At 42.0% G+C, this 23,344-nt stretch carries 19 protein-coding genes; 1 reads left to right on the top strand and 18 read right to left on the bottom strand.

Features of this window, described 5'->3' with window-relative positions; all coding sequences use genetic code 11:
• Positions 1-71 precede the first annotated feature (71 nt).
• From CVV21_09390 to CVV21_09325, 14 genes are read right to left on the bottom strand one after another with little or no spacing between them, the layout of a single operon-like run.
• Positions 72-830, bottom strand: a complete 759-nt coding sequence (locus CVV21_09390; GenBank protein ID PKL91009.1) for an imidazole glycerol phosphate synthase subunit HisF — start codon at positions 828-830, stop codon at positions 72-74.
• Positions 831-833: 3 nt separating this feature from the next.
• The gene (hisA, locus tag CVV21_09385; GenBank protein PKL91008.1) at positions 834-1,565 is read right to left on the bottom strand and encodes a 1-(5-phosphoribosyl)-5-[(5-phosphoribosylamino)methylideneamino]imidazole-4-carboxamide isomerase; all 732 of its coding nucleotides are present in this window, start codon (positions 1,563-1,565) and stop codon (positions 834-836) included.
• 4 nt (positions 1,566-1,569) lie between these two features.
• Entirely contained in the window at positions 1,570-2,199 is a 630-nt protein-coding gene (locus CVV21_09380; GenBank protein ID PKL91007.1) for an imidazole glycerol phosphate synthase subunit HisH, read from the bottom strand.
• Between the two features lie 6 nt (positions 2,200-2,205).
• Entirely contained in the window at positions 2,206-2,787 is a 582-nt protein-coding gene (locus CVV21_09375; protein ID PKL91006.1) for an imidazoleglycerol-phosphate dehydratase HisB, read from the bottom strand.
• The gene (gene hisC, locus CVV21_09370; protein ID PKL91005.1) at positions 2,787-3,833 is read right to left on the bottom strand and encodes a histidinol-phosphate transaminase; all 1,047 of its coding nucleotides are present in this window, start codon (positions 3,831-3,833) and stop codon (positions 2,787-2,789) included. The genes CVV21_09375 and hisC overlap by 1 nt, the downstream gene beginning before the upstream one ends.
• Before the next feature lie 9 nt (positions 3,834-3,842).
• Positions 3,843-5,096 carry a histidinol dehydrogenase gene (gene hisD / locus CVV21_09365; GenBank protein ID PKL91004.1) on the bottom strand — a complete coding sequence of 418 codons (1,254 nt, stop codon included), beginning with the start codon at positions 5,094-5,096 and terminating at the stop codon, positions 3,843-3,845.
• Between the two features lie 30 nt (positions 5,097-5,126).
• Entirely contained in the window at positions 5,127-7,448 is a 2,322-nt protein-coding gene (locus tag CVV21_09360) for a hypothetical protein (protein PKL91003.1), read from the bottom strand.
• Between the two features lie 9 nt (positions 7,449-7,457).
• Complete coding sequence (locus tag CVV21_09355; protein ID PKL91002.1) at positions 7,458-8,852, bottom strand: hypothetical protein; 1,395 nt, start codon at positions 8,850-8,852, stop codon at positions 7,458-7,460.
• The gene (locus CVV21_09350) at positions 8,833-11,016 is read right to left on the bottom strand and encodes a hypothetical protein (protein PKL91001.1); all 2,184 of its coding nucleotides are present in this window, start codon (positions 11,014-11,016) and stop codon (positions 8,833-8,835) included. Before CVV21_09350 ends, CVV21_09355 begins: the two co-directional genes overlap by 20 nt.
• Positions 10,964-11,881 carry a hypothetical protein gene (locus CVV21_09345; protein PKL91000.1) on the bottom strand — a complete coding sequence of 306 codons (918 nt, stop codon included), beginning with the start codon at positions 11,879-11,881 and terminating at the stop codon, positions 10,964-10,966. Before CVV21_09345 ends, CVV21_09350 begins: the two co-directional genes overlap by 53 nt.
• The gene (locus tag CVV21_09340) at positions 11,878-12,903 is read right to left on the bottom strand and encodes an endolytic transglycosylase MltG (protein ID PKL90999.1); all 1,026 of its coding nucleotides are present in this window, start codon (positions 12,901-12,903) and stop codon (positions 11,878-11,880) included. The genes CVV21_09345 and CVV21_09340 overlap by 4 nt, the downstream gene beginning before the upstream one ends.
• On the bottom strand, positions 12,896-13,321 hold the full coding sequence (locus CVV21_09335) for a Holliday junction resolvase RuvX (protein PKL90998.1): 426 nt from the start codon (positions 13,319-13,321) through the stop codon (positions 12,896-12,898). The genes CVV21_09340 and CVV21_09335 overlap by 8 nt, the downstream gene beginning before the upstream one ends.
• Before the next feature lie 10 nt (positions 13,322-13,331).
• The gene (locus CVV21_09330; GenBank protein PKL90997.1) at positions 13,332-15,962 is read right to left on the bottom strand and encodes an alanine--tRNA ligase; all 2,631 of its coding nucleotides are present in this window, start codon (positions 15,960-15,962) and stop codon (positions 13,332-13,334) included.
• A complete protein-coding gene (locus tag CVV21_09325) occupies positions 15,963-16,424 on the bottom strand; it encodes a hypothetical protein (GenBank protein PKL90996.1) in 462 nt (153 codons plus the stop codon).
• Positions 16,425-16,575: 151 nt separating this feature from the next.
• Here CVV21_09325 and CVV21_09320 point away from each other — a divergent pair, with 151 nt between their 5' ends.
• On the top strand, positions 16,576-16,995 hold the full coding sequence (locus CVV21_09320; GenBank protein PKL90995.1) for a hypothetical protein: 420 nt from the start codon (positions 16,576-16,578) through the stop codon (positions 16,993-16,995).
• 51 nt (positions 16,996-17,046) lie between these two features.
• Here the strand turns inward: CVV21_09320 and CVV21_09315 are convergent, their stop codons facing one another.
• From CVV21_09315 to CVV21_09300, 4 genes are all read right to left on the bottom strand, one after another.
• Complete coding sequence (locus CVV21_09315; protein ID PKL90994.1) at positions 17,047-17,922, bottom strand: hypothetical protein; 876 nt, start codon at positions 17,920-17,922, stop codon at positions 17,047-17,049.
• Positions 17,919-18,710: a hypothetical protein gene (locus tag CVV21_09310; GenBank protein ID PKL90993.1), complete on the bottom strand. Its 792-nt coding sequence runs from the start codon at positions 18,708-18,710 to the stop codon at positions 17,919-17,921. Before CVV21_09310 ends, CVV21_09315 begins: the two co-directional genes overlap by 4 nt.
• A 7-nt stretch (positions 18,711-18,717) precedes the next feature.
• A complete protein-coding gene (locus CVV21_09305; GenBank protein ID PKL90992.1) occupies positions 18,718-19,854 on the bottom strand; it encodes a hypothetical protein in 1,137 nt (378 codons plus the stop codon).
• Positions 19,855-19,934: 80 nt separating this feature from the next.
• Positions 19,935-23,344, bottom strand: a 3,410-nt coding sequence (locus CVV21_09300) for a hypothetical protein (protein PKL90991.1), incomplete at its 5' end; no start/stop codon positions are given.

Here is a 23,344-nt window from a genome sequence, read left to right as displayed (position 1 = left end):
CACTTGTCACTTGTCACTTGTCACTTGTCACCTGTAACCTGTAACCTGTAACCTGCAACCTGTCACTTGTCTTACAACCTTACCGCTATCCCATTTTCCCTTAAATATTGTTTTACCGACTTTACCGTATATTCTTTATAATGGAATATGGAAGCGGCAAGCACCGCGTCTGCTTTTCCTTTTTTCAAAACTTCAAGCATATGTTCCGGGCCGCCCGCGCCGCCGGAGGCTATTACAGGAACCTCAACCGCTTCTGATACGGCAAGGTTAAGCGGAATGTCATAGCCGGCTTTTGTACCGTCGGCATCCATGCTGGTTAATAATATCTCGCCCGCGCCAAGCTTTACCGCCTGCTTTATCCACTTTAACGCGTCAATACCCGTGGCTGTCCTTCCGCCGTGCGTGTATACTTCCCACTTTCCTTTGGATTTCCTTTTGGCATCCACCGCAAGCACAATGCACTGCCTTCCAAACTTTCTTGCGCCTTTTTCTATAAGAGAAGGGTTCATAACAGCGGCTGTGTTAACAGAGACTTTATCCGCGCCGTTTTTTAAAATAAGCTCCATGTCTGAAACTTCCCTTATTCCGCCGCCAACGGTAAAAGGAATATAAATTTTTTCCGCGGTTTTTCTTACAACATCAATTATGGTTTTTCTTACTTCGTGCGATGCGGTAATATCAAGAAATACCAGTTCGTCCGCCCCCGCTTTATTGTACCTGACCGCCGCTTCAACGGGGTCTCCCGCGTCTTTTAAGTTTAAAAATTTAACGCCTTTTACCACTCTGCCTTTGTTGACATCCAGGCACGGTATTATTCTTTTAGTCAGCATCAGTTAGTCCTTTACCAGTTTTACCGCTTCTTTAAGGTCAATGTTGCCCGTGTAAAGCGCCTTTCCTATTATAACGCCTTCAACATTGTCATATTTCTTGGAAAGTTCAATACAGCGTTCAATATTTTTCATCCTTGTAATGCCGCCGGAAATTATCACTTTCATCTTTGTATTTTTAAGGACATTTACCACACCCTTAAAATTAGGGCCTTTTAAAACTCCGTCGCGGTTTATGTCGGTATAAACAATCATTTTTGCGCCGGCTGCTTCCAGCTGTTTTATAAAATCAATCGCGTCTATTTTGGTTATGTCTTTCCACCCTTTTGCAGCCACTTTTCCGTCTTTCGCGTCAACGCCGATTACAATCTTATCGCCGTATTTTTCCACCATTTTTTTAAGAAATTTATCGCTGCCTATCACCGAAGTGGAAAGGATTACCCTTCTTGCGCCGGCCCTGATATATTTTTTTATGGTTTTTTCCGTCCTGATTCCGCCGCCCACTTCCACCTTTGCCCTTAAAGCTTTAATCATCTTAATGATAAGCTCCATATTCTTGGGCCTGCCGGAAAACGCGCCGTCCAGGTCAACCACGTGTATCATACGTGCGCCTTTGACCTGCCAAAGTTTAGCCATAGCCACGGGCTCTTTGCTGTATACGGTTTCGTCCCTTACATCTCCCATTATTAACCTTACGCATTTGCCTTTTCTTAAATCAATTGCCGGTATAATCTGCATGAATTCACCTTTCCTGATTTTCAACAAGTTTATTGAAATTTTTATAGATTCTAAGCATTTTTTCGCCGCTTTTTTCCGGATGGAACTGGAAACCGAAAATATTTCCGCGGCTGACAGCAGACGCGAATTTAACACCCGCGTAGTCTGTCACGCACAGGGTGTCTTTTTTATCTTCCGGCAGCGTGTAGTAAGAGTGCACAAAATATACTTCCGAGTTATCCTTAACGCCTTTAATCACCGGATTCTTTTTATCCTGAATCATTATGTTGTTCCAGCCCATATGCGGTATTTTCATTTTTCCGGTAAACCTTACCACTTTGCCTTTTATAAAACCAAAACCTTTATGGCTGCCAAACTCTTCGCTTTGCGCCATTAAAAGCTGCATACCAAGGCATATCCCAAGTATAGGTTTTCCCGCTCTAGCCGCTTCTTTAACCGGTATGTAAAGCTTTCTTTCTTTAAGCTGTCTCATGGCATCGCCAAAAGCACCCACGCCGGGCAAAACCAGGCCTGAGGCTTTTTTTATATCTTCCGGTTTATCAGAAACTTTCACGGACGCTTTTATGTGCGCAAAAGCCTTACTGACGCTGTGAATATTTCCCATTCCATAGTCAACAATTACAATTTTACCCATTTTATCCTATAAACTTCCTTTTGTGCTTTTTACGGTAATGCCGTCTTTTTTTAAAGCGGCTTTTAATGCCAGCGCCAGCCCTTTAAACGCGGCTTCAGCGATATGATGCGTGTTCTTCCCTTTTATCTGGTCAACGTGCAGGGTAAGGTTTCCGCCGCGAGCGAATCCGTGAAAAAATTCTTCAATTAATTCCGTATCAAAATTTCCTGTTTTCTTTTCTTTAAGGTCAAGGTTAACCTCACAATATGTCCTGCCAGACAGGTCTAAAACCACCCTTACAAGCGCTTCATCCAGAACGCCGCAGGCTGAACCGAATCTGGCAATGCCTTTTTTATCGCCCAGCGCTTTTGCAAGCGCCTTGCCTATTACAATTCCCGTGTCTTCAGTAATATGGTGCGCGTCTATCTGAATATCGCCTTTTACCTTAAGGGCAATGTCTACATTGCTGTGCCTTGATAACTGTTCTATCATATGTGTCAGAAACGGCACCTGCGTGTCTATCTTATACGCCCCGCTTTTATTGACACCAAGTGAAAGGTCTATATCCGTCTCTTTTGTCTTTCTTTTTATGGCCGCTTTTTTTGCCATTAAACACCTCTTTTAAGAATTTTAAGAACTGCCGTATTTTCCGCCGGTTTTCCGACTGTTATCCTTGCCCAGCCGGCTGCGGGGCCTTTGCTGAACATTCTAATAGAAATACCGCTTTTTTCAAAGGCAAATTTCGCTTTTTTAGCATTATTTAATTTTAGAAATATAAAATTAGCATCACTTTTGACGGCTGTATATTCTGATTTAATTACTTTAAACATTTTTTCACGCTCTTTCTTAATTATATCAAGCGAGTTTTTCATCTGTCTTTCATTTTTCATTGCTTCCATGGCAATAAACATGGAAAGTGAATTTATATTGTATGGAAGGCGCACTTTATTGACATTATTACAAATCTCTTCGGATGCCGCCATATACCCAAGCCTTAATCCCGCCATTGAAAATGCCTTTGAAAACGTCCTGGTTATTATCAGATTGGGGTATTTTTTCAACAGAGGCAGAAAAGTTTTTCCCGAGAATTCAAAATACGCTTCATCAATAACTATAAGCGCCGAAGTGTTATCAAGGATGTTTATTATCCGCTCCCGCGAGAAGCAATTGCCCGTGGGGTTGTTAGGATAAGTGATAAATATAAACTTTGTTTTATTTTTACAGCTTAATTCTATTATATCCGCATCATCAAGGTCAAAATCTTTATCCAGCGGCACGGGTATAAATTTTCCGCCTAACGCTTTTCCTATCAGGCCGTACATTTCAAAAGACGGTACCGGAGCAATAACACCGTCACCGGCCTCCAGATACGCCATCATAAGATACAGCAGCAGTTCGTCCGAACCATTGCCCACAACTATGTTATCTGAATTTACTTTTAATTTTTTGCCCAGCGTTTTTCGCAGTTCCGGGGCTCCCGGCTGCGGGTACCTGTTTAAATCAAGCGACGCCGCTTTGGCAAGAATCTTTTTTATTAAAGCCGCGGGCATACCATAAGGATTCTCATTAGCGTCAAGTTTATACCTGCCTTTAAAAAGGCAAGGGTCATAAGCTTTTAATTCAGCGATGCTGCTTTTAGGTGGTATTTTCATCATGCTTCCTTGTTATTTTTTTCGCCTTATTTCAATACTTCTTTTGTGATTTAAAAGAGTTTCTGTTTCCGCCATTTGTTCTGCCAGAGGCCCGAATTTTTCAATCGCCTTTTTAGTACACCTTACAATATGCGTGTGTTTCATAAAATCCAGCACAGACAGTCCGGAAAAGAATTTAGAAGTGCCGTTGGTGGGCAGTATATGATTAGCACCTGCCATATAGTCGCCAAAAGCCACCGGCGAATAGTTGCCGGCAAAAATAGCCGGAGCATTTGTAATTCCGTCAATTACGGCATTATCTTTTTTTGTAATTACCGTCAGGTGTTCAGGCCCTTTTTCATTGGCAATACCCGCCGCTTGTGCCAGCGATTTCACGGTGATTATAACCGCGGTAATATTCAGTTTGCTTTCCTTTTTCAGGCCGGTTTCAATAAAATCTGCCAGTTTCCTGGAAGTTGTAATTAAGACTGAATGCCCGTTTACGTGTTCTGCCTGCGCCAGAAGGTCAAATAATATAAATTGCGGGTCTGCTGTTTCATCCGCAATTACGGTAACTTCTGACGGGCCGTTTATGGAATCAATACCAATAGTGCCAAAAAGCTCTTTTTTTGCGCCGGTGGAGTAAATATTTCCCGGGCCAACCACTTTATTAACCTTAGTAATACTTTTTGTACCATAGGCAAGTGCTGCAACCGCCTGCGCGCCGCCTGCGCGGTATATTTCTTTTATTCCTATAATGTCTGCCGCGACAAGCACGTAAGGATTTACTTCTGAATTATACCGCGGCGGTGATACAATACATATTCTTTTAACCCCTGCTGTAATTGCCGGTATTCCCGCCATCAAAACCGTTGAAAACAGCGGCGCCTGGCCTCCCGGGATATATATTCCCGCGGAATCCAAGGGCAGATACTTTTGTTCTATAGTATACCCTTCATTTTTATATGTATAACCTTTAATGTTTTCTTTCTGCAGCCTGTGAAAATCAGATATGTTTTTTGCCGCAACCCTGATGGCTTTTATAAGGCTTTTGTCTATAAGGGTATATGCTTTTTTAATGTCTGAACCCTTAACCTTTAAGGATTTAATTTTCGCTTTATCAAACTTTTGTGCATAATCAAAAAGCGCGGCGTCGCCGTTTTTTCTGACATCATCAATTATTTCAAGGACCGAATCCGGCACCTTTGCAGAAAACGCGTCAATTTTTTTAAGATACTCTTTTATTTCATTACTGTTCCTTTTTGTATAGGCAAAACGCTTTATCATTATGTTCTCCTGTAATTTCGGGAAATTTTATTATTTCCTATCCTGTGAATATACCTTTCTGGCTTCCACAGTTGCCAGATACGTCCTTTTAAGCTCGTTTTTTATAAGTTTTGAATCTATAGCTATACCATATTTCTTGCTTAATTGTGCTGTATAATACTTTACGCCTTCTTCCGGTTTTTCCAGTATATATTTCATAAGGTCTTTTTTCTGCTCAAAGGTCAGGAATTTCATGCCTTCTTTTGCCCTGCCTTTTTCTTTGCGCAGCCTGTTTAACCTTTCAAATACCCCTATGTTTATGCCAAGTTTCTTTTCTATTTCTTTTCCTGTCATGCCCTTCTTTTTAAGTTTTTCAATATCCTTGCCCGCTTTGTTCATAACCATATTTTCGCTCTTCTTTTCTTTTATAGCCACCAGTGTTATATCATCATTCTGCGGATAACCCTGTGTAAAGTTTTTAAGTTCCTCTTCAAGGTTGGATATAAATTCCCTTGCTGTCAGTTTTCCGTATTTTTTTACCGTTTCTACAAACCTCTGTTCGCCAAACTGCTCCCTTTTTCCATTCATGGCTTCTGTCACGCCGTCTGTATATATCAGCAGCAAATCATCTTTCTGCAGTTTTATGTTTTCTTCCGCCATAACCGTGCGGAAAAGGTCGTCATCCGGAAGGCTTATGCCAAGAGGAAAACCTTTTGGTTTTACCCAGTACACTTTATCTTCTTTTGCCCTGTATATCAGAAGCGGATCATGCCCCGCGCATGCAAAATTTATTTTTCTGCTTAACGAATCAAGTACAAGATAGAAAGCGGTCACAAACATTCCTTTTTTCATGTCTTCTTTTACAAAATTATTCACTTTAACAAGCACATTTTTTGCCGAACGGTTCTGATTTGCCACAAGCCTGACTACCGTCCTTGTAATGGTCATAACCAGCGACCCGGGAACACCCTTGCCGGATACATCCGCAACAATAACACCTATTAATCCCGGCCCCACTTTCATTACATCATAATAGTCGCCGCCCACATCGCGCGCCGCCCTATAAAAGGATGCAATATCAAACCCTTCAGTTTCAGGTATGTCTTTAGGAAGAAGTGTCATCTGTATTTCTTTTGCCACCTGTATTTCTTTCTGCACCTTTTCCTGTTCAACAAGTTCGGCCTGTACTCCCTTAAACTTTTTGGCCATATCATTAAAAGCATTGGCAATATCGGTAAATTCGTCCTTCCCGTCCAGTTCTATCTTGTGGTCAAGCCGCCCTTCGCCTATTGCTATAACACCGTCTTTTAACTGCATTAACGGTTTCATTATGACACCTAAGAGCATATATATACCAAGCACGGAAAGTGCAAAAACCACAATTGTTACAAATATTATATTTGCTTTCTTGCCTTCCATAACCCGCCTTGCATCTTCCGCGCCTATTACTATATGGGCTTCGCCGATGTCAATGTTCTGATAAGTAATTGCTTCTACAAGCCTGTACCCTTCACCGCGTGTGTCTTTAAACGTCACAAGCTGTACATCCGCAACCGTACCGGAACCTGTTACCGAGTCTTTCATTTCAAACTTGGTGTACAGTTTCTGAACATCGCTGTGGGCAATAATTTTTCCCGTATTATCTATAACCATTACTTCCCTGACGTTTTCGGTGTTTTTCTTTATCTGCTGCACAAGTTTTATAATAGGAAGGGCGTTTCCTTTTATCATTCTATCCTTTGCGTACTGCCCCAGGCTTCGCACCGTCTCCGCGGAATTAAGGATATACTTTTCTTTCAGCACCTCTCTTTCATGCTGGAGAAAATACCAATAAATACTGCCCATTAAAACTATAATAAACATGGTGGTGGCAAGGGCAAATTTCTCTTTTATGCCTCTCCCGGTGGAAAAAATAGACAAAATTCTATTTAGAATAGAGGGTTTGGAATGGTATTTCACAAGCATAAGTTCATTGCCGCGCTGGGTTATTTTATAATCGCTTCTGTCCGTAAGTTTTCTTATTATCCATACACCAAGTCCGCCTTTTTTGCCTATATCCACATAATGATTCAAATTAGGGGTACGGAACGATTTCCAGTTAAAGCTTTTCCCGTGGTCAATTATGGTTATATAAATACCTTTTTCTTTTACCTGAATTTCAAAATCAATATCACCTTCCGCGCCTTTATAAGCGTGCTTTATTATATTGGAACAGGCCTCATCAAGTACAACCATCATGTTATTCATATCTTTATATGAAAAGTTGTACTCTTTAAAGATGGTGCCAAGTTTCAGTTTTATATCGGCAACATTCGGCGCCTTGGCCGGAAAAGAAAACTTTTGTTCTGACAGCACTTTATTACTGAAAAGCATTTTCCCCGCCTATTGTTCTATTTTTTCAATGCCAAGAAGCATGGAATTTACTTCTTTAAGGTTATCAAGCGCCAGTTTATTATACGGGTCAATGGCAAGTATCTTTTCCCATTCTTTTTTTGCGCCTAAAAAATCTTCATTCATGTATTTATCAACACCGGACTTGTACAATTTAAGCACAGCCTCGCTGTACATGTCTTCTTTTGACTTCCTTAAAATTGTCTTTACCATGGATAAATAATACGCGGTATTAAGGTAATTTGAATCCATTCTGTAAACCATTTCAAATTCAAGAACGGACCTTTTATAATCATTTTCATAATACGCTTCAAGCCCCCTGGTATAATGTGAGGCCTTAAAATATTCCTGCTTGGCCGAATCCTTTTTTATTGTATCAAGTGATTTTTTCATGGCTTCAAGCTCTTTTGCCGCCATAACTTTAGCCTTTGCTTCCACTTTTTTCATCTCAATTTCTTCTTTTTTAGCCCTTAAGTCCTGAATGTTATCACCAAGCCTTACTTTAACGGAGACCCTGTGCTGCCCTTCTATATCATTCATAAAAAATCCGTAATCGACCATGTAATTTTCCATAACCGCGAATCCTGCCCCAAAAGAAATTATGCCAAAAGAATTGTACCCTCCCCTGATAAAAAAGGTTTCTAATATTCCCATTTCTGCCCCTGTCATGAATTCAAACTCAGTACCTACAGGTACTGACCCGTCAGCAAAAAGAGAAAATGATATGTTTTTAAATTTACGGGAATAACCGGCTCCCAGCAGAACCTGGCGCGGATAAATGTCCGCATTGCCGTCAAGATTAATGGAAGGTTCCACCAAATTTCTAAAAAGCAGCCCTGCCGTCAATGTACTTTTCTCATCCGGTTTAATTGAATACTGCAGCCCGGCATCCAGCCCAAATGAAGTATCTGAATATTCTGCAATTCCATGGTGATCAACTTTAAAAGATATGCCTCCAAGAAGCCCTTCAAAATATAGTTTATTGGAATATGCCGCCGTGAATTCCGCAAGCAGCTGCGAAGTCTTACCGGCTTCTGCCCCGTCATTATCGCGTAGAATCACATCATCTGTAGACATCATTGCCGCAGAAACACCAAAAGCCCCAAAATCAGTTGTGGGTAATGCAGCTGAAATATAGTTATACGCTGTATCAAAATACATCGGCGTGTAAGCTGCCTGTATCTCCAGCCGTTCCAGTGTAAAAAGCGCCGCCGGATTTGCCTTTATGCTGCTGCTGTCACTTTCGCCGCCGATGAACGCGCATCCCATTGACTGTGTCCTTACCCCCAAACCTATATCAAATAAGGAAGTAACACCGGCACTTGTGGCAAAAGACGACACCGGAAGTATAAATAACATAATTACCTTAAGCGTGGTCTTCTTCATCTATTTCAAGCTCCATTTTAAGGGTTTCAAGAGTTATTTTTACTATTATAGCAGATATTTTATCGCCAAGTTTGAATATTTTCTTTGTCCTTCTGCCAACCGCCATCTGCCTGGATTCATCATACAGATAATAATCATCACGCATCGCGTCAAAATTCATGAACCCTTCCACCGGATACTGCGCAAGTTCCACCACAAAACCGTTCTTGGTTATTCTGGTGATAATAACTTCAAGCGTATCACCAAGCTTTTCCTTTAAAAAATTAAGAGCGTACAATCTAAAAATATCATTTTCGGCTTTTTCCGAATTTTCTTCGTGCGTGGAAATATCATACGCCGAACCTTTCAAATATGCCTTATCCGTATCCTTCATGGACTGTGTCCCAAGTTTATTTTTTATAAGCCTATGGACGACAACATCGGCATAACGGCGGATAGGAGACGTAAAATGAGTGTATTTTTTAAGCGCCAGCCCGAAATGGCCCTGATTAACCTCTGAATACCTTGCCAGCTGCATAGCGCGCAGAAGTTTTCTCTCCAAAAATATGCTTTTATCCGTTCCTTTTATCTTTGCCGCTGCCGCCTGAAACTCTTTGCTTTCCGGTTTTTTAATCCTGACTATATACCCCATGGCAGCGGCAAAATCATTAAATTCCATAATATCTTTTTCCACCGGCTGGGGGTGTATCCTGAACATACCCGCGGAATAATTCTTGGTGATAAAATCAGCGGCGCATACGTTGGCGTAAATCATGCAGTACTCTATAAGTTTATGTGAATCCAGCCCCATCTTCCTTCTGATATCCCTGACCTGAAAACCGTCGCCCATTAGAAGAATGGGCTCTCCAAGGTCAAAATCCACCATGCCGCCTTCAAGCATTTTTTTACGCAGCACGTCTTTTAATTCGGCCATTAAAAAAACCATTTCTTTAATGTTCCTGTCTTTAATTTCCAGCCTTCCTTTTATTATATCTTCCACCTGTTCATACGCGAATCTTTTGCTGTTTCTTATAACACTTTCCTTAATATCATATTTTATCACTTCGCCTTCAGGGTTTATTTCCATGAAAACAGAAAAAGTTAGCCTGTCTTTGCCTTCCACAAGCGAACACATATCATTGGACAGCCGCTCCGGAAGCATTGGGATTACCTCGCCCGGAAGGTAAGTGCTTACAGACCTTTCATAGGCCTCTTCATCCATGGCTGTGCCTTCCTGTAAAAAGTGCGTGACATCCGCTATGTGCACACCCAGCATATAATTCCCGTTTTCCGTATACAACGATATGGCATCATCAAAGTCTTTGGCGTCAAACGGGTCAATTGTGATAATGGTATCTTTTCTTAAATCCACTCTTCCCTTAATTACATCTTTGGGAATTTCAAGTTTGTCCGCTTCTGCCAGCACATTATCGTGGAACTTCTGCCTTATGTCTCGTTTGTTCAGAATGAACAGTTTGTGCATTTCCACATTATCAGTGTCATCAAGATGGGAAATTACTTCGCCGGCTAAGCCGTCCGGCGTCTCTGAAATTTCAATAAGTACAATATCATTAATTTTTAGTTCAAAATCGCTTTTTTTAAGTTTGATAAAGGGCGTTTCTTTAAATACAAGAGAGGCATAAAGGCGCGTTCCTACCATTTTTACCCTGCACATAAAAGGCCCGTCCCCGCGTTTAATTATCCGTTTCAACGTCCCTTCCCGCGCGCCCACCCTGCTTTTTTTTACATAGATCTCCACTTCATCGCCGGGCAATAATTCCGCCACAGTACGCCTTCCAAGAAAAATATCCTCGCCGCCTTCCACAAGAAGAAAACCAAAATCCGCTTTAAGGTCAACTTTGCCCTGGATTGTATTAGAACGTTCAAAAGCGCCGGATACAGCAAACCTGTTTCTTGATTTTTCTATGCTGCCTTCCCTGGCAAGCTGTTTCAATATTTTTTTTATTTTGGAACGTTCCGTCTTTGGCGCCCCAAGAGCAATTAAGACACTTTTCACGTTAACAGAAATGCCTTTTTCTTTGATAACCGACAGAACTGATTCAACGGTTACTTCCTTGCGCCTGTCATTTTTCCTTTTCACTATTCCCCCATATGGTATTAAACCCTGACTTTTACTCTTTTTCCGGCTCCGGGTAATAAATTGTGGTGCCTCCCGAATTGTCATCGCCGCCTTCCTGCCCTTCTTTGGGATGAGGCAGCGGGTCAAAAGAATAATTGGCTTTTACGGAAAATAAAATATCATCCGGTTCATTTGCATACACCCTGTAAGCATCCAGTAAAAAATCCACGGAAAATACAAGGTCAAATCCCCCGTTAAAAGAAAGTACAGCCTGCGGCACAGCTTTCCATATATATGAAAAATATTCTCCGTATATCCAGTAATCCGCCCCTGCTTCACATAAAAGCGTAATTTTTTGTTTTTCCGGGTCATTAAAAACTTCAATTCCGGCGCCGGCTATTGCGGACAGTTCATTTTTATACATAACATTTTTAAGATTCTGCTCCAACCTTACATCCGCGTAAAAGCGGAATAACCATAACGGCACCTGAGCCTGCGCCCTTAATATAAGATTGAACTTATCGCTATAATCCAAAAGCCTTGGGTCATCCGGCAGGTTTTCAATTAAGGGCACCCTTATTCCCGCCCCTATGGAAAACATGTCCCCTATCTTTTTATCCGCTGCCACTGTAAGCGACTGAAAATTATTTAAATTATAATCACCCATTTTCTGCAGAATGTGCAGAAGGTTTACCCCCGCCGAATAACCTTCGGGAAGATTTATTGAAATCCTGAAGTTCTGTGCCATACCTGTAAGCAGCTGTGTAGTAAGCCCGGCAAGCAGTGAGTTATAATAGCCGTCTTCACCCTGCACTATATAAAAATTTCTATATTCAAAATATTTTTCGCCGTATTCAACCTGCAGGTAATAGGGTTCTGTATATACCGGCGCGCCTGAATTCGCGGTAAAGGCAAAAAGAGACGCCGCTTGTGTTAATACCAGGGCTGCTGCAATTAACAGCCTTTTCATTTGTTATCCTTGTACTGCTGTTTTGCGGCATTGTGCTGCCCTAATGTTTCTGAAAAAGTATGCCCGCCGTCAGCCTTTACCACAAAGTACCTGTATTTGGTATCTGCCGGCGCCATTGCCGCTTCTATGCTTTCAATTCCGGGATTGCATATAGGGCCGGGGGGTAATCCAATGGCAATATAGGTATTATAAGGTGAATTAAATTTCAGGTCCTTGTATAAGAGGGCGCCTTTTTTCTTATTCTTTGCATATCTTACGGTTGCGCAGGATTCAAGCCTTTGCAGGTATGCTTCTTCTGATTTTAACCTGTTATAAAATACAGAAGCCACTTTCGGCCTTTCAGAATCCAACTGCGCTTCTTTTTCTATTATGGATGCAAGTTTTAAAATGCCGTATCCGGATATTTTATAACCGTTGATTACATAATTTTCATCTATATTAAGGTTAACCTTCTGTTTAAACCGCGCGTACATCGCCGCTATTATGCGCTCTTCTGTCTCCCCTTTTACAAATCCGTAAGTATCCGGAAAAAGGAAACCTTCCGCGTTATTTTTTGGAAATCCGTTTCTTTTAAGGAACTCCGCATCCCTGCACAAAGCCATAAAACGCACCGGGTCAGCCATATTTTTTGATGCCAGCGCCGCGGCTATTTCGGATACATCCATCCCTTCGGTAACGGTGACAGGGTGCTTGATAACATCCCCTTTTGCCATTCTGTCCATAATGCCCGCTATATTTTCGCCGAAACCAAATTCATATTCTCCGGCTTTTAACTTTGTTGTATTTCCCGTGATGATGGAATAAATTCTGAAAACCGTCCTGTTTCTTATAATCCCGGCGTTTTTCAGTTCCCTGGAAATTGCCCTTATTCCGGAGCCGTAATTTATATATACATTTACTTTTTCACCGGACAGCGGCTGCACGGGTATAAAAAAACAGAAAATCACGGCAGATAACAGCGCCATAAAAAACGCGGTTACAAATTTAACAGCTGCCGTTAAAGTTTTTTTCTTTTCAGACATTGCGCTCCCTCATTTTAAGAAAATCAAGATAATTCTGCAAAATAAGCGCCGCAGCCACTTTGTCCACGGTTTCTTTTCTTTTGTCGCGCCTCATCCCCCCGGCAATAAGCATCTTATTAGCCTGCATGGAAGTCAGCCTTTCATCCCACATCACTATTTCCATTCCCGGAAAAAGTATCTTTAATTTTTCAGCAAGTTCATTGGCAAACGTGGTCTTGGGATTATCCGTGCCGTTCATGTTTAAAGGCCTGCCGACTACAAGCCTGCCAGGTTTTCTTTCTTCCACCACTTTTTTCAGTTCATCATCTGTTTTTTCATTTACTTCTATGTAGCCTATGCCGGCCGCTATCAAAGCGGTTTCATCGCTTGATGCAACTCCTATCCTTTTTGTCCCTGAATCAAATGCCATTATTCTCAATTTATTTCTCCTATGCTGTCAAAGTTTTTATTAATTCTGTTACTTTTTTTATGGCTTCATCCACTTTTGACGGATCTTTGCCTCCGGCTTCGGCCATGTCTTTTCTTCCGCCGCCGCCTCCGCCGCATACAGCAGCCGCTTCTTTTACTATCTTTCCGGCATCAAGTTTTCCGGCTGCGTCATCCGAAACCACACATAAGAACGATATTTTTCCCTCTGCGGAATTGGCAATTAAAGCCGCGCCTTTTTTTACCCTTGCCTTTAAAATATCACCAAGGTCCCTTATCGCTTTTTTATCGGCATCCGCAAACTTAACAGTTATAAACATATATCCGTTTATCTCCGCGGCGGAATCAAGGTAACTTTCCACATTTTTTAACACGTCAGCTTTTTTATATTCAGAAATGCTTTTTTCCATCTCTTTATTTTCTGCCGCAAGCTTTTTCAGCCTTTCCTTTATGTCATCTATCGACGATACCTTAAACTGTTCTTTTAAGCCGTTTATAAAATCATCGTATTCCCCAAACAGCGCTTCCGCGCCCCTTCCGGTCACGGCTTCTATCCTGCGCACTCCCGCTGCCGTGGAACCGTACGAGATTATCTTGACCATTCCAATTTCACCGGAATTGCTGATATGCGTACCGGCGCACAATTCAAGCGAGACATCGCCGACTGTTACCATTCTGACTTTATCCTTATATTTATCGTCAAAAAGCGCCATAGCCCCTTTTGCCTTGGCCTGATGAAAATCAAGCAGTTCAACTGTTACATCGTAGCTTTCCTGTATCCACCCGTTCATTATAAACTGCACTTTCTTTATTTCATCTTCAGTCAGCGGTGCAAAATGCGTAAAGTCGAACCTTAACCTGTCGGGGCCCACATATGAACCAGCCTGCTCCACATGAAGTCCCAGCACAAGCCTTAAAGCCGCCTGAAGAAGGTGTGTGCATGTGTGATTTTTCATCGTCGCGTTTCTTTCGTTTTTATCAACCTGCGCCTTAACCGTCATTCCCTCTTTAATTTCGCCTTTTATTACCTTTATGATATGAATAAATTTTTCATCCATTTTCTGCGTGTCTTTTACCTTTGCTTCGCCGCTGTCAAAATAAATCATTCCGCTGTCGCCTACCTGGCCTCCGCTTTCGGCATAGAAAGGAGTTTTATCCAGTATCAGATATGCCTCCTGCCCGGCAGACACTGATGATACTTTTTCTTTTTTCGCGGCAAGCAGTAAAACTTTACACCCGTCTTCATTAATGGTTTCATACCCGGTAAATTTTGTTACATTAAGTTTTTCAATGGTTCCCTTTGGCATCTTTTCGCCAAGTTCGGAATTTATCCCTTTCCACGCTTTCTTTGCCATTGCCCTCTGCGCTTCCATTGAAGATTTAAACCCGTCTTTATCCACGTTCATTCCGTTTTCCGCCAGAATTTCTTCGGTTATTTCTATGGGGAATCCAAAAGTATCATAAAGCTTAAACGCGGCTTCGCCTGATAAATGCTTTTCACCTTTATCTTTAAGCCCTTTTATTTCGTGATTAAGCAGTTCAATTCCCTTGTCCATTGTCTCTGCAAACTTGTCTTCTTCCATTTTTATTATCTGCATTATGTAATCTTTTCTCTGTGAAATTTCCGGATACGCATCATTCATTATTTCCGCCACTGTCGGTACAAGTGTATGAAGAAAAGCCTCTTTAATGCCAAGAAGCCTGCCGTGCCTGACGGCGCGCCTGATTATCCTTCTTAATACATAACCGCGCCCTTCATTTGACGGAAGCACCCCGTCACCGATAAGGAAAGAAACACCCCTGGCATGATCCGCGATTACGCGCAGTGATATATTTATCTTTTCATCCTTGCCGTACTTGGTCCCGGCAATTTCCTCTGCCTGCGCTATTATCGGCATAAAAAGGTCGGTTTCAAAATTGGATAACACGCCCTGGGAGACCACCGCAAGCCTTTCAAGCCCCATTCCAAAATCAATATTCTTCTGTGCCAGCGGCAGAAGTTTTCCGTCCGGCTGCTTGTCAAATTCCGTAAAAACGCTGTTACATATTTCAAGAAAGCGGTTATCGTTGGTCTCTATATCCTGCGCTGTTACCTTGGATTTATTATCCGGTTCAAAATCAAAATATATCTCGCTGCAATAGCCGCACGGCCCCACAGGCCCCATTTCCCAGAAATTAGTGTCTTTCCCTAGCCTGAAAATACGGTCTTCGGGAATTTTCATCTTTTTCAACCATATATCATAAGCGTCGTTATCATCAAGATATATGGTTATGTAAAGCCTGTCTTTAGGTAATTTTACCGTTTCGGTTAAAAATTCCCATATCCATTTTATGGCGTCTTCTTTAAAATAATCGCCAAATGAAAAATGGCCAAGCATTTCAAAAAAGGTGTGATGCCTTCTGGTACGCCCCACATTGTCTATGTCATTCGTCCTTATGCATTTTTGGGACGTGGTAGCCCTTGTAAACGTCAGCGGAACCTTTCCAAGAAAGTAATTCTTAAAAGGCACCATTCCTGCCACCGTGAATAACAGTGACGGGTCTTCAGGTATTAAGGACCAGCTTGGCTTTATCAGGTGGCCTTTGGACTCAAAAAACTCCAGATATAATTTTCTTAATTCAGCGCTTTTCAATTAAAATTCCTCCTTCATTCCATCTGTGATTTTTTCAATTATATCATACTCAAAGCCCCTTAAAACAAGATATTTGCCCCAATATTGGGCATTATTAAACTTATCTTTATCCTTCGGTTTGCTCTTTTTTCTGTATGCCATTGCCGCTTTCGCAAGTTTTGTTTCATCAAGCCCGCTTAAGATTTCGCTATAATCTTTCTCCGTGAAACCCCTGCCTTCCAGTTTCGCGGCTATAAACAGCTTCCCCGCGGGCTCTATTTTTGTATATTTTTCCACAAGCCGAGCCATAAAAGCCCTGTCATTTAAATAGTTTTTTCCTTTAAGGTAATTAATTATCTTTTCAATTGTATCGTTATCATTGCCTTTTTTTTCAAGTTTTTTCCTTATTTCCAGCTCCGGATAATCCTGTTTTGACAGCAGGTTCAGGCAGTATTTCAGGGCTTTTTCATAACTTTTATCCATATCATACCTCTTATTATATTTTGATTTTTAATTATATAATACCCCGGTGCCGGGCGCAACAGGATAACTGTGTTTTCACAAGTTTATCATGTTGACAAACAGCCTGTTTAACCTTAAAATTAGGCAATAAATCAGCAAAGGAGCATTTAAAATGACCGAAAACACAAAGAAAATTCTTATAAATACAGGGCTTGCGCTTTCAGTTTTTATAATTGCCTTTTTTATCATGGCACCGCTTGAAGTTGTACGCAGGGCAAAACGCGAATTCCTTGAAGGCGAAAGGCACCTTTCTTTTTATAAGAACGCGGAAGCAAAAAAACAGTATTACGATGACCAGCTTTCAAAAAAGAAAATATCCGAACCACAGTACAGAATGCTGATGGAGGATAACTCCTTAAAAAACGCTTATGTACAGTATCAGACTGTTACAGACCTTTTCACGCCGCCTGAAAGTAAATGGGTAAAAAAATCCCGCGAAAGGCTTAAAGAAATAGAACCCGAATATAACGCCTGGGTTCAACAGCTTCAAAAAGAGATAGATGCCGCCGGCTATAAAAAGAAACCCAATTAAATAAAAAAACGCACCCAAAAGGGTGCGTTTTAATTTAACCGCTTTTTTATACTAATCCCTGAAAACCTGCAGTATCCTTTCAAAGTCTTCCTTATTATAATACTCTATCTCTATTTTGCCCCTTTTATAACTGCCTTTAATACTGACTTTTGTTCCAAGCTTAAACTTCATTTCCTTTTCAATATCCTTCATTTCCGCGGAACTATCTGACGGCCTTGAAGTATTTCTTGTTCTTTTTCCGGGCATATCCGCAACCAGTTCTTCCAGCTCCCTTACAGAAAGGTCTTTTTTTACCGCCTGTTCCGCAAGTGCTTTCTGCCTGCTTTTATCATCAATACCCAGAAGTACTTTGCCGTGGCCTTCATTTAAACGTCCGGTTTTTACATACTGCTGGACAGATTCCGGGAGCATAAGAAGCCTTAACGTGTTGGCCACAGTCGCCCTTACGCGCCCAAGTTTTGCGGCAAGCTGCTCCTGCGTCATCCTGTAACCTTCCATAAGCTGCTTATACGCCATTGCTTCTTCTATGGGATTTAAATCTTCTCTTATTATATTTTCCACAACCGCCCATTCAAGTTTTTTCATTGCGGTGACATTTTTTATAACCGCGGGTACCTTTCTTAAACCCGCCCTCTGTGCGGCTATAAAACGCCTTTCGCCGGCAATAATTTCATATTTTCCCGAACCCGTTTCATTGAGAATAATGGGTTCTATAATGCCGTTTTCTTTTATAGACTGTATTAATTCTTCCATTTTATCAGCCGTAAAAGTTTTTCTGGGCTGCAGTGTATTCGGTTTAATATCAGAAACATTTATTTCTGACAATCCCGAGGACAGAACTACAGGCGCCTGCCCGCTTAATTTAGCTCTTGAACCCGGGATTAACGCGTCAAGGCCTTTTCCAAGCCTGCTTTTTCCTGAACTCATTTTACCAACCTCTCTTTTGATGCGTGTTTTTCACCTTTAATTATTTCTTCGGCAAGATTTTCGTATGCTTTTGCGCCGCGGGAACCTTTATCATATTGCAGTATTGTCTGGCCAAAACCCGGCGCTTCAGACAGCCTTACATTTCTTGGAATTATGGTGTCATAGGCTCGGTTTTTGAATTTTTTCTTTATTTCTTCCAGCACCTGTACCGAAAGGCTTGTGCGGGAATCAAACATTGTGATAAGCGCCCCTTCTATCATAAGATCCGGATTAAGGCTGTCCTTAACCAGTTCCACAGTTTCAAGCAGCCTGGCAAGGCCTTCTAACGCGTAAAACTCGCACTGTATCGGAATAAGGACAGAATCCGCGGCAACAAGGGAATTCAAGGTTAAAAGCCCAAGCGCCGGCGGACAGTCTATAAAAATGTAGTCGTAATCTTTTTTAATTTCAGCAAGCGCCTGTTTAAGCCTGTATTCACGCTCTGCCATTTCTACCAGCTGTATTTCCGCACCGGCAAGATTCACATTTGAAGCGGCAAGAAACAAGCCGTCAACCGATGTTTTTTTTATAACCGCGGCGATATTTTCATCACCCATAAGCACGTCATTTATGTTTGATTCTTCAGCGTGTTTATTGATACCAAGCCCTATCGTGGCATTGCCCTGCGGGTCAATATCAACAAGAAGAACTTTTCTGCCTTTTACCGCCAGATAAGCGGATAAATTGACTGTGGTGGTGGTTTTACCCACGCCGCCTTTCTGGTTAACAACTGCTATAGTCTTTCCCATTAAACTTTCACCTTATTCTTGCGGTTGTCTTTAATATCTGAAAATCCCCTTCAGCCGCAACCGCGTCTGATTTTTTTTCAATTTTCATCCCGATTATATCATTTTCAAGCGTTTTTTCAATTATTATTATATCAGGGTTTTCAGGCCTGTCAGAATTATTTTTTACTACAAGGCCATATTTTTCACACGCAAGATGTACAATATCGCCGGGCATATACTTGGGGACAGTACGTAAAAAAACACTTACTGTTTCAGGGTCAAAAATAACGCCTGAATTTATTTTTATATAATCCCACGCCTCTTCCGGATTATATGCCGGCCTGTGCTGCCTTTGCGATACCATTGAATCATAAACGTCGCATACTGCAGCTATTCTGCTTAAAAGCAGTATCCCGCCGCCTTTCAGCTGCCCGGGATAACCGCTTCCATCATGCCTTTCGTGGTGCTGAAGGGCTATCGCGGAAGACCTTGAAGGAATTCCGTAAACAGACCTTAAATACCGGTGAGCATTCACTGTATGTTCCTTAATTTTTTCCATTTCATCCGTCTTTAATATTTCATTTTTCATGGAAAAATCCATCTTTTGCATCTGGTAATCATACAGCATTGTACCTATTCCGATATCAATTACAGAAGCCCCGTCAAGCCCCATATTTTGAGCCGTCGCCATGCACATACAGCACACATTGACCATGTGAAAAATAAAGTAATTCTCCGCGCCCCTGTAATCAACAAAATCGTAAACAATGCCTGTCCTGCCGCGAAGCGCATCATACATTTTACCGGCAAAATATTTCATTATATGCCCGTAGGCAATTGACTTTCCCGTTTCATTGTTGACAGACAGAAAACTTTTTATTTCGGTGTCATTATACTTTCTTAATATTTCCGCGTCATTGCCGCCGCTTTCAACAAAACAGGCAATAACCTTATGCAGCCCGGAAATGATGTTCCTGTCAAAAACTGCGGACACTGTCACCGGGCCGTCCGCGTAGACAAAACCTATCTTCTGCTCTCTTAATTTTTCCGCCATACGCGGTGTTATTTCAACGCCCTGCCTTATCAGTTCCCTGCCGTCATATGTATATGCCATCAGAACATTTATTTCACCGCCGGTTAATTCGCTTACCCTTGTGCGCAGCATTAACCGTTTACCAATAAATATAATAAACAAAACAGTTTTTTTGACATTATGAATTCCTTGGATTTTATAGCCGGAAAGTATTACCTTATCATGGTAAATTTTTCTACGGCATTCTTTGTCATTCCATTATTAGACCTTGCCTCTATAACCACAACATACACACCGGCAGGCAGCGGCTTGTCAAATTCCATTATATTCCACCTAATCTCAAGCGCGCCGGCTGCAGGTTCAAGCGTCTTTATCAGTTCACCCGCAATGTTATACAGCTTCGCTTTGATGCGGGTGCCTGCCATAGCGTCATACCTTATGGTAAGTATCCTGTATTGTGCAAGGTCAATAGGATTGGGTATAATCCTGATATTTGACAGAATCTCATAACCATTATGAAGAACTGTCAGGTTAGACGCAGCCACAATCTTATACCCTTTGGTGTTAACATTTACTATCTGCACGGTATAAACGCCGTTGCCCACAATTGTACCAAAGTCATTAGTACCATCCCAGAGAATCGTCTGCCCGTTATAAATAATCTGCACATAGTTTACCTGATTGTTATCGCCCGGCACAAACGCCTGCGGAGGTTCAGGTACTATCTTTATAATATCATCAGTTGCAGTATATGTCATATCCACAGGTATAATTTTTACAATTTCACCCGCGCTGCTGTAAATTCTGACCTGCATTTTCACGCTGTTGGTAAGCACAGTGACATCTTTTGTGACCGAGTGAACAAAACCATATTCATCCTTGCATTCCACATGTATGTAATATACGCCGTTTTCAACACTCTTTTCCTGCTCGTTCTTGCCATCCCATTCCACTATCATACCTTCTATATTGAGCCTTACCGTACCGCCGTCATCCGGGCTGAATACCGGATTTTCCACCGTGAAGTCTTTAAACATATTGTATGTCCCGTATTCAACGTCTCTGGAAAGCTCTTTTACCACTTCACCCGCGGAATTATATATTTTTATCGTTATCTGGTAATTCGGCAGCGGCGTGACCGTAGGCGTGACCGTAATAGTCGGCGAAGCGGTCCAGGTGGCAGTAATAGTGGATGTCTCTGACTCTGTCGGCGTTGATGTCTGCGTATTAGTCGCGGTAACTGTGGCTGTAACAGTAAGCGTTACCGTCGGTGTGGCAGTGGAAGTTGCCGATAACGCAGGGGTAAGCGTAACAGTAGGCGAAGCCGTGGCTGTAAAGGTCATAGTCCTTGATGCTGTGGCAGTACCGGTAGCGGTTGCCGTGGCTGTAAGCGTAGGCGTATTTGACATTGTATTTGTTGATGTTGAAGTAGGCGTTGATGTCGGCGACAGCAGTATAGTCGGCGTATTCGTTGCCGTTACAGTCTCTGTAACCGTTTCTGTAACTGTCTGCGTATTAGTTTCTGTGGAAGTCGCAGTTACAGTTTCTGTATTTGTTTGCGTTACAGACGGCGTATCCGTTTCTGTCGCTGTAGGCGTTGAAGTTTCAGTAAATGTAGGAGACAGAGTATTTGTCGGTGTCGGCGTTGCAGTCTCTGTAAGCGTTTCTGTTATTGTCTCCGTAACAGTTTCTGTCATCGTCTCTGTAACTGTCTCCGTTGCAGTTTCGGTTATCGTTTCAGTTGCAGTCTCCGTTACAGTTTCTGTTATTGTTTCGGTCATAGTTTCAGTAGCAGTTTCCGTAACAGTCTCCGTTGCCGTTTCTGTCATTGTCTCTGTAACAGTTTCTGTAATGGTCTCTGTTGCCGTTTCCGTCATTGTCTCCGTAATTGTCTCGGTTGCTGTCTCTGTCATTGTTTCTGTAACAGTCTCTGTTATTGTTTCAGTGGCTGTCTCCGTGATTGTTTCGGTTACGGTCTCTGTCGCAGTTTCCGTCATCGTCTCTGTAATTGTCTCGGTTACAGTCTCTGTAGCCGTCTCTGTAATTGTCTCAGTTACGGTTTCAGTTGCAGTCTCCGTTATAGTTTCTGTCATTGTTTCCGTGACAGTCTCTGTAGCCGTCTCTGTCATTGTTTCAGTTACTGTTTCTGTTGCAGTTTCTGTAATAGTTTCTGTCATAGTTTCGGTTACCGTCTCTGTGGCTGTTTCTGTTATTGTTTCCGTTACAGTTTCAGTAACAGTTTCTGTTGCCGTCTCCGTTATTGTCTCTGTTACAGTCTCTGTTGCCGTTTCAGTCATAGTTTCAGTCATAGTTTCTGTAACAGTTTCCGTTGCCGTTTCAGTTATAGTTGCAGTTATAGTTTCCGTAACGGTCTCTGTGGCTGTTTCGGTTATTGTTTCCGTGACAGTCTCTGTAGATGTCTCTGTAATTGTTTCCGTTACTGTTTCGGTTGCCGTCTCTGTAATTGTCTCCGTGACAGTTTCTGTTGCAGTTTCCGTAATAGTTTCCGTTGCAGTTTCTGTGCTCGTTTCAGTTACTGTTTCGGTGGCCGTTTCTGTCATAGTTTCTGTTACTGTTTCTGTGATTGTCTCCGTGGCCGTCTCAGTTATCGTCTCTGTGACAGTTTCTGTAGCCGTTTCGGTTACAGTCTCAGTTATCGTCTCTGTGACAGTTTCTGTAGCCGTTTCGGTTACAGTCTCTGTTATCGTCTCTGTTGCTGTTTCCGTAATAGTCTCTGTCACAGTCTCAGTAGCCGTTTCTGTTATTGTTTCCGTTACAGTTTCAGTAACTGTTTCCGTTATAGTCTCAGTAGCCGTTTCTGTAATGGTTTCGGTCACTGTCTCTGTTGCTGTTTCCGTAATAGTCTCCGTCACAGTTTCAGTAGCCGTTTCTGTTATTGTTTCCGTTACAGTTTCAGTAACTGTTTCCGTTATAGTCTCAGTAGCCGTTTCTGTAACGGTTTCCGTCACTGTCTCTGTGGCTGTTTCTGTTATAGTCTCTGTCACTGTCTCTGTGGCTGTTTCTGTTATAGTCTCTGTAACCGTCTCTGTTGCCGTTTCAGTGATAGTCTCCGTAACCGTCTCTGTTGCCGTTTCAGTGATAGTCTCTGTTACAGTTTCAGTCGCGGTTTCTGTTATAGTCTCTGTCACAGTCTCTGTTGCCGTTTCAGTGATAGTCTCTGTCACAGTCTCGGTCGCTGTTTCTGTTATCGTTTCTGTCACCGTCTCAGTTACCGTTTCTGTTATTGTCTCAGTTACAGTCTCAGTGGCTGTTTCAGTTACAGTCTCAGTGGCAGTTTCTGTAACCGTCTCCGTTACAGTTTCTGTAGCAGTTTCTGTTATAGTCTCCGTGACAGTCTCGGTCGCTGTTTCCGTTATAGTTTCTGTCACGGTCTCTGTAGCTGTTTCTGTTATAGTCTCCGTTACAGTCTCGGTCGCTGTTTCTGTTATTGTCTCTGTTACAGTCTCGGTCGCTGTTTCTGTTATTGTCTCTGTTACGGTCTCTGTCGCTGTTTCTGTTATTGTCTCTGTTACAGTCTCTGTCGCTGTTTCCGTTATAGTCTCTGTCACTGTCTCTGTGGCTGTTTCCGTTATAGTCTCCGTTACAGTCTCGGTCGCTGTTT

The organism is Candidatus Goldiibacteriota bacterium HGW-Goldbacteria-1, from assembly GCA_002839855.1.
GTDB lineage: Bacteria > Oederibacteriota > PGYV01 > PGYV01 > PGYV01 > PGYV01.
Note: the sequence above shows the minus strand (reverse complement) of the source record. Positions and strands in the feature narration are given on the sequence as shown.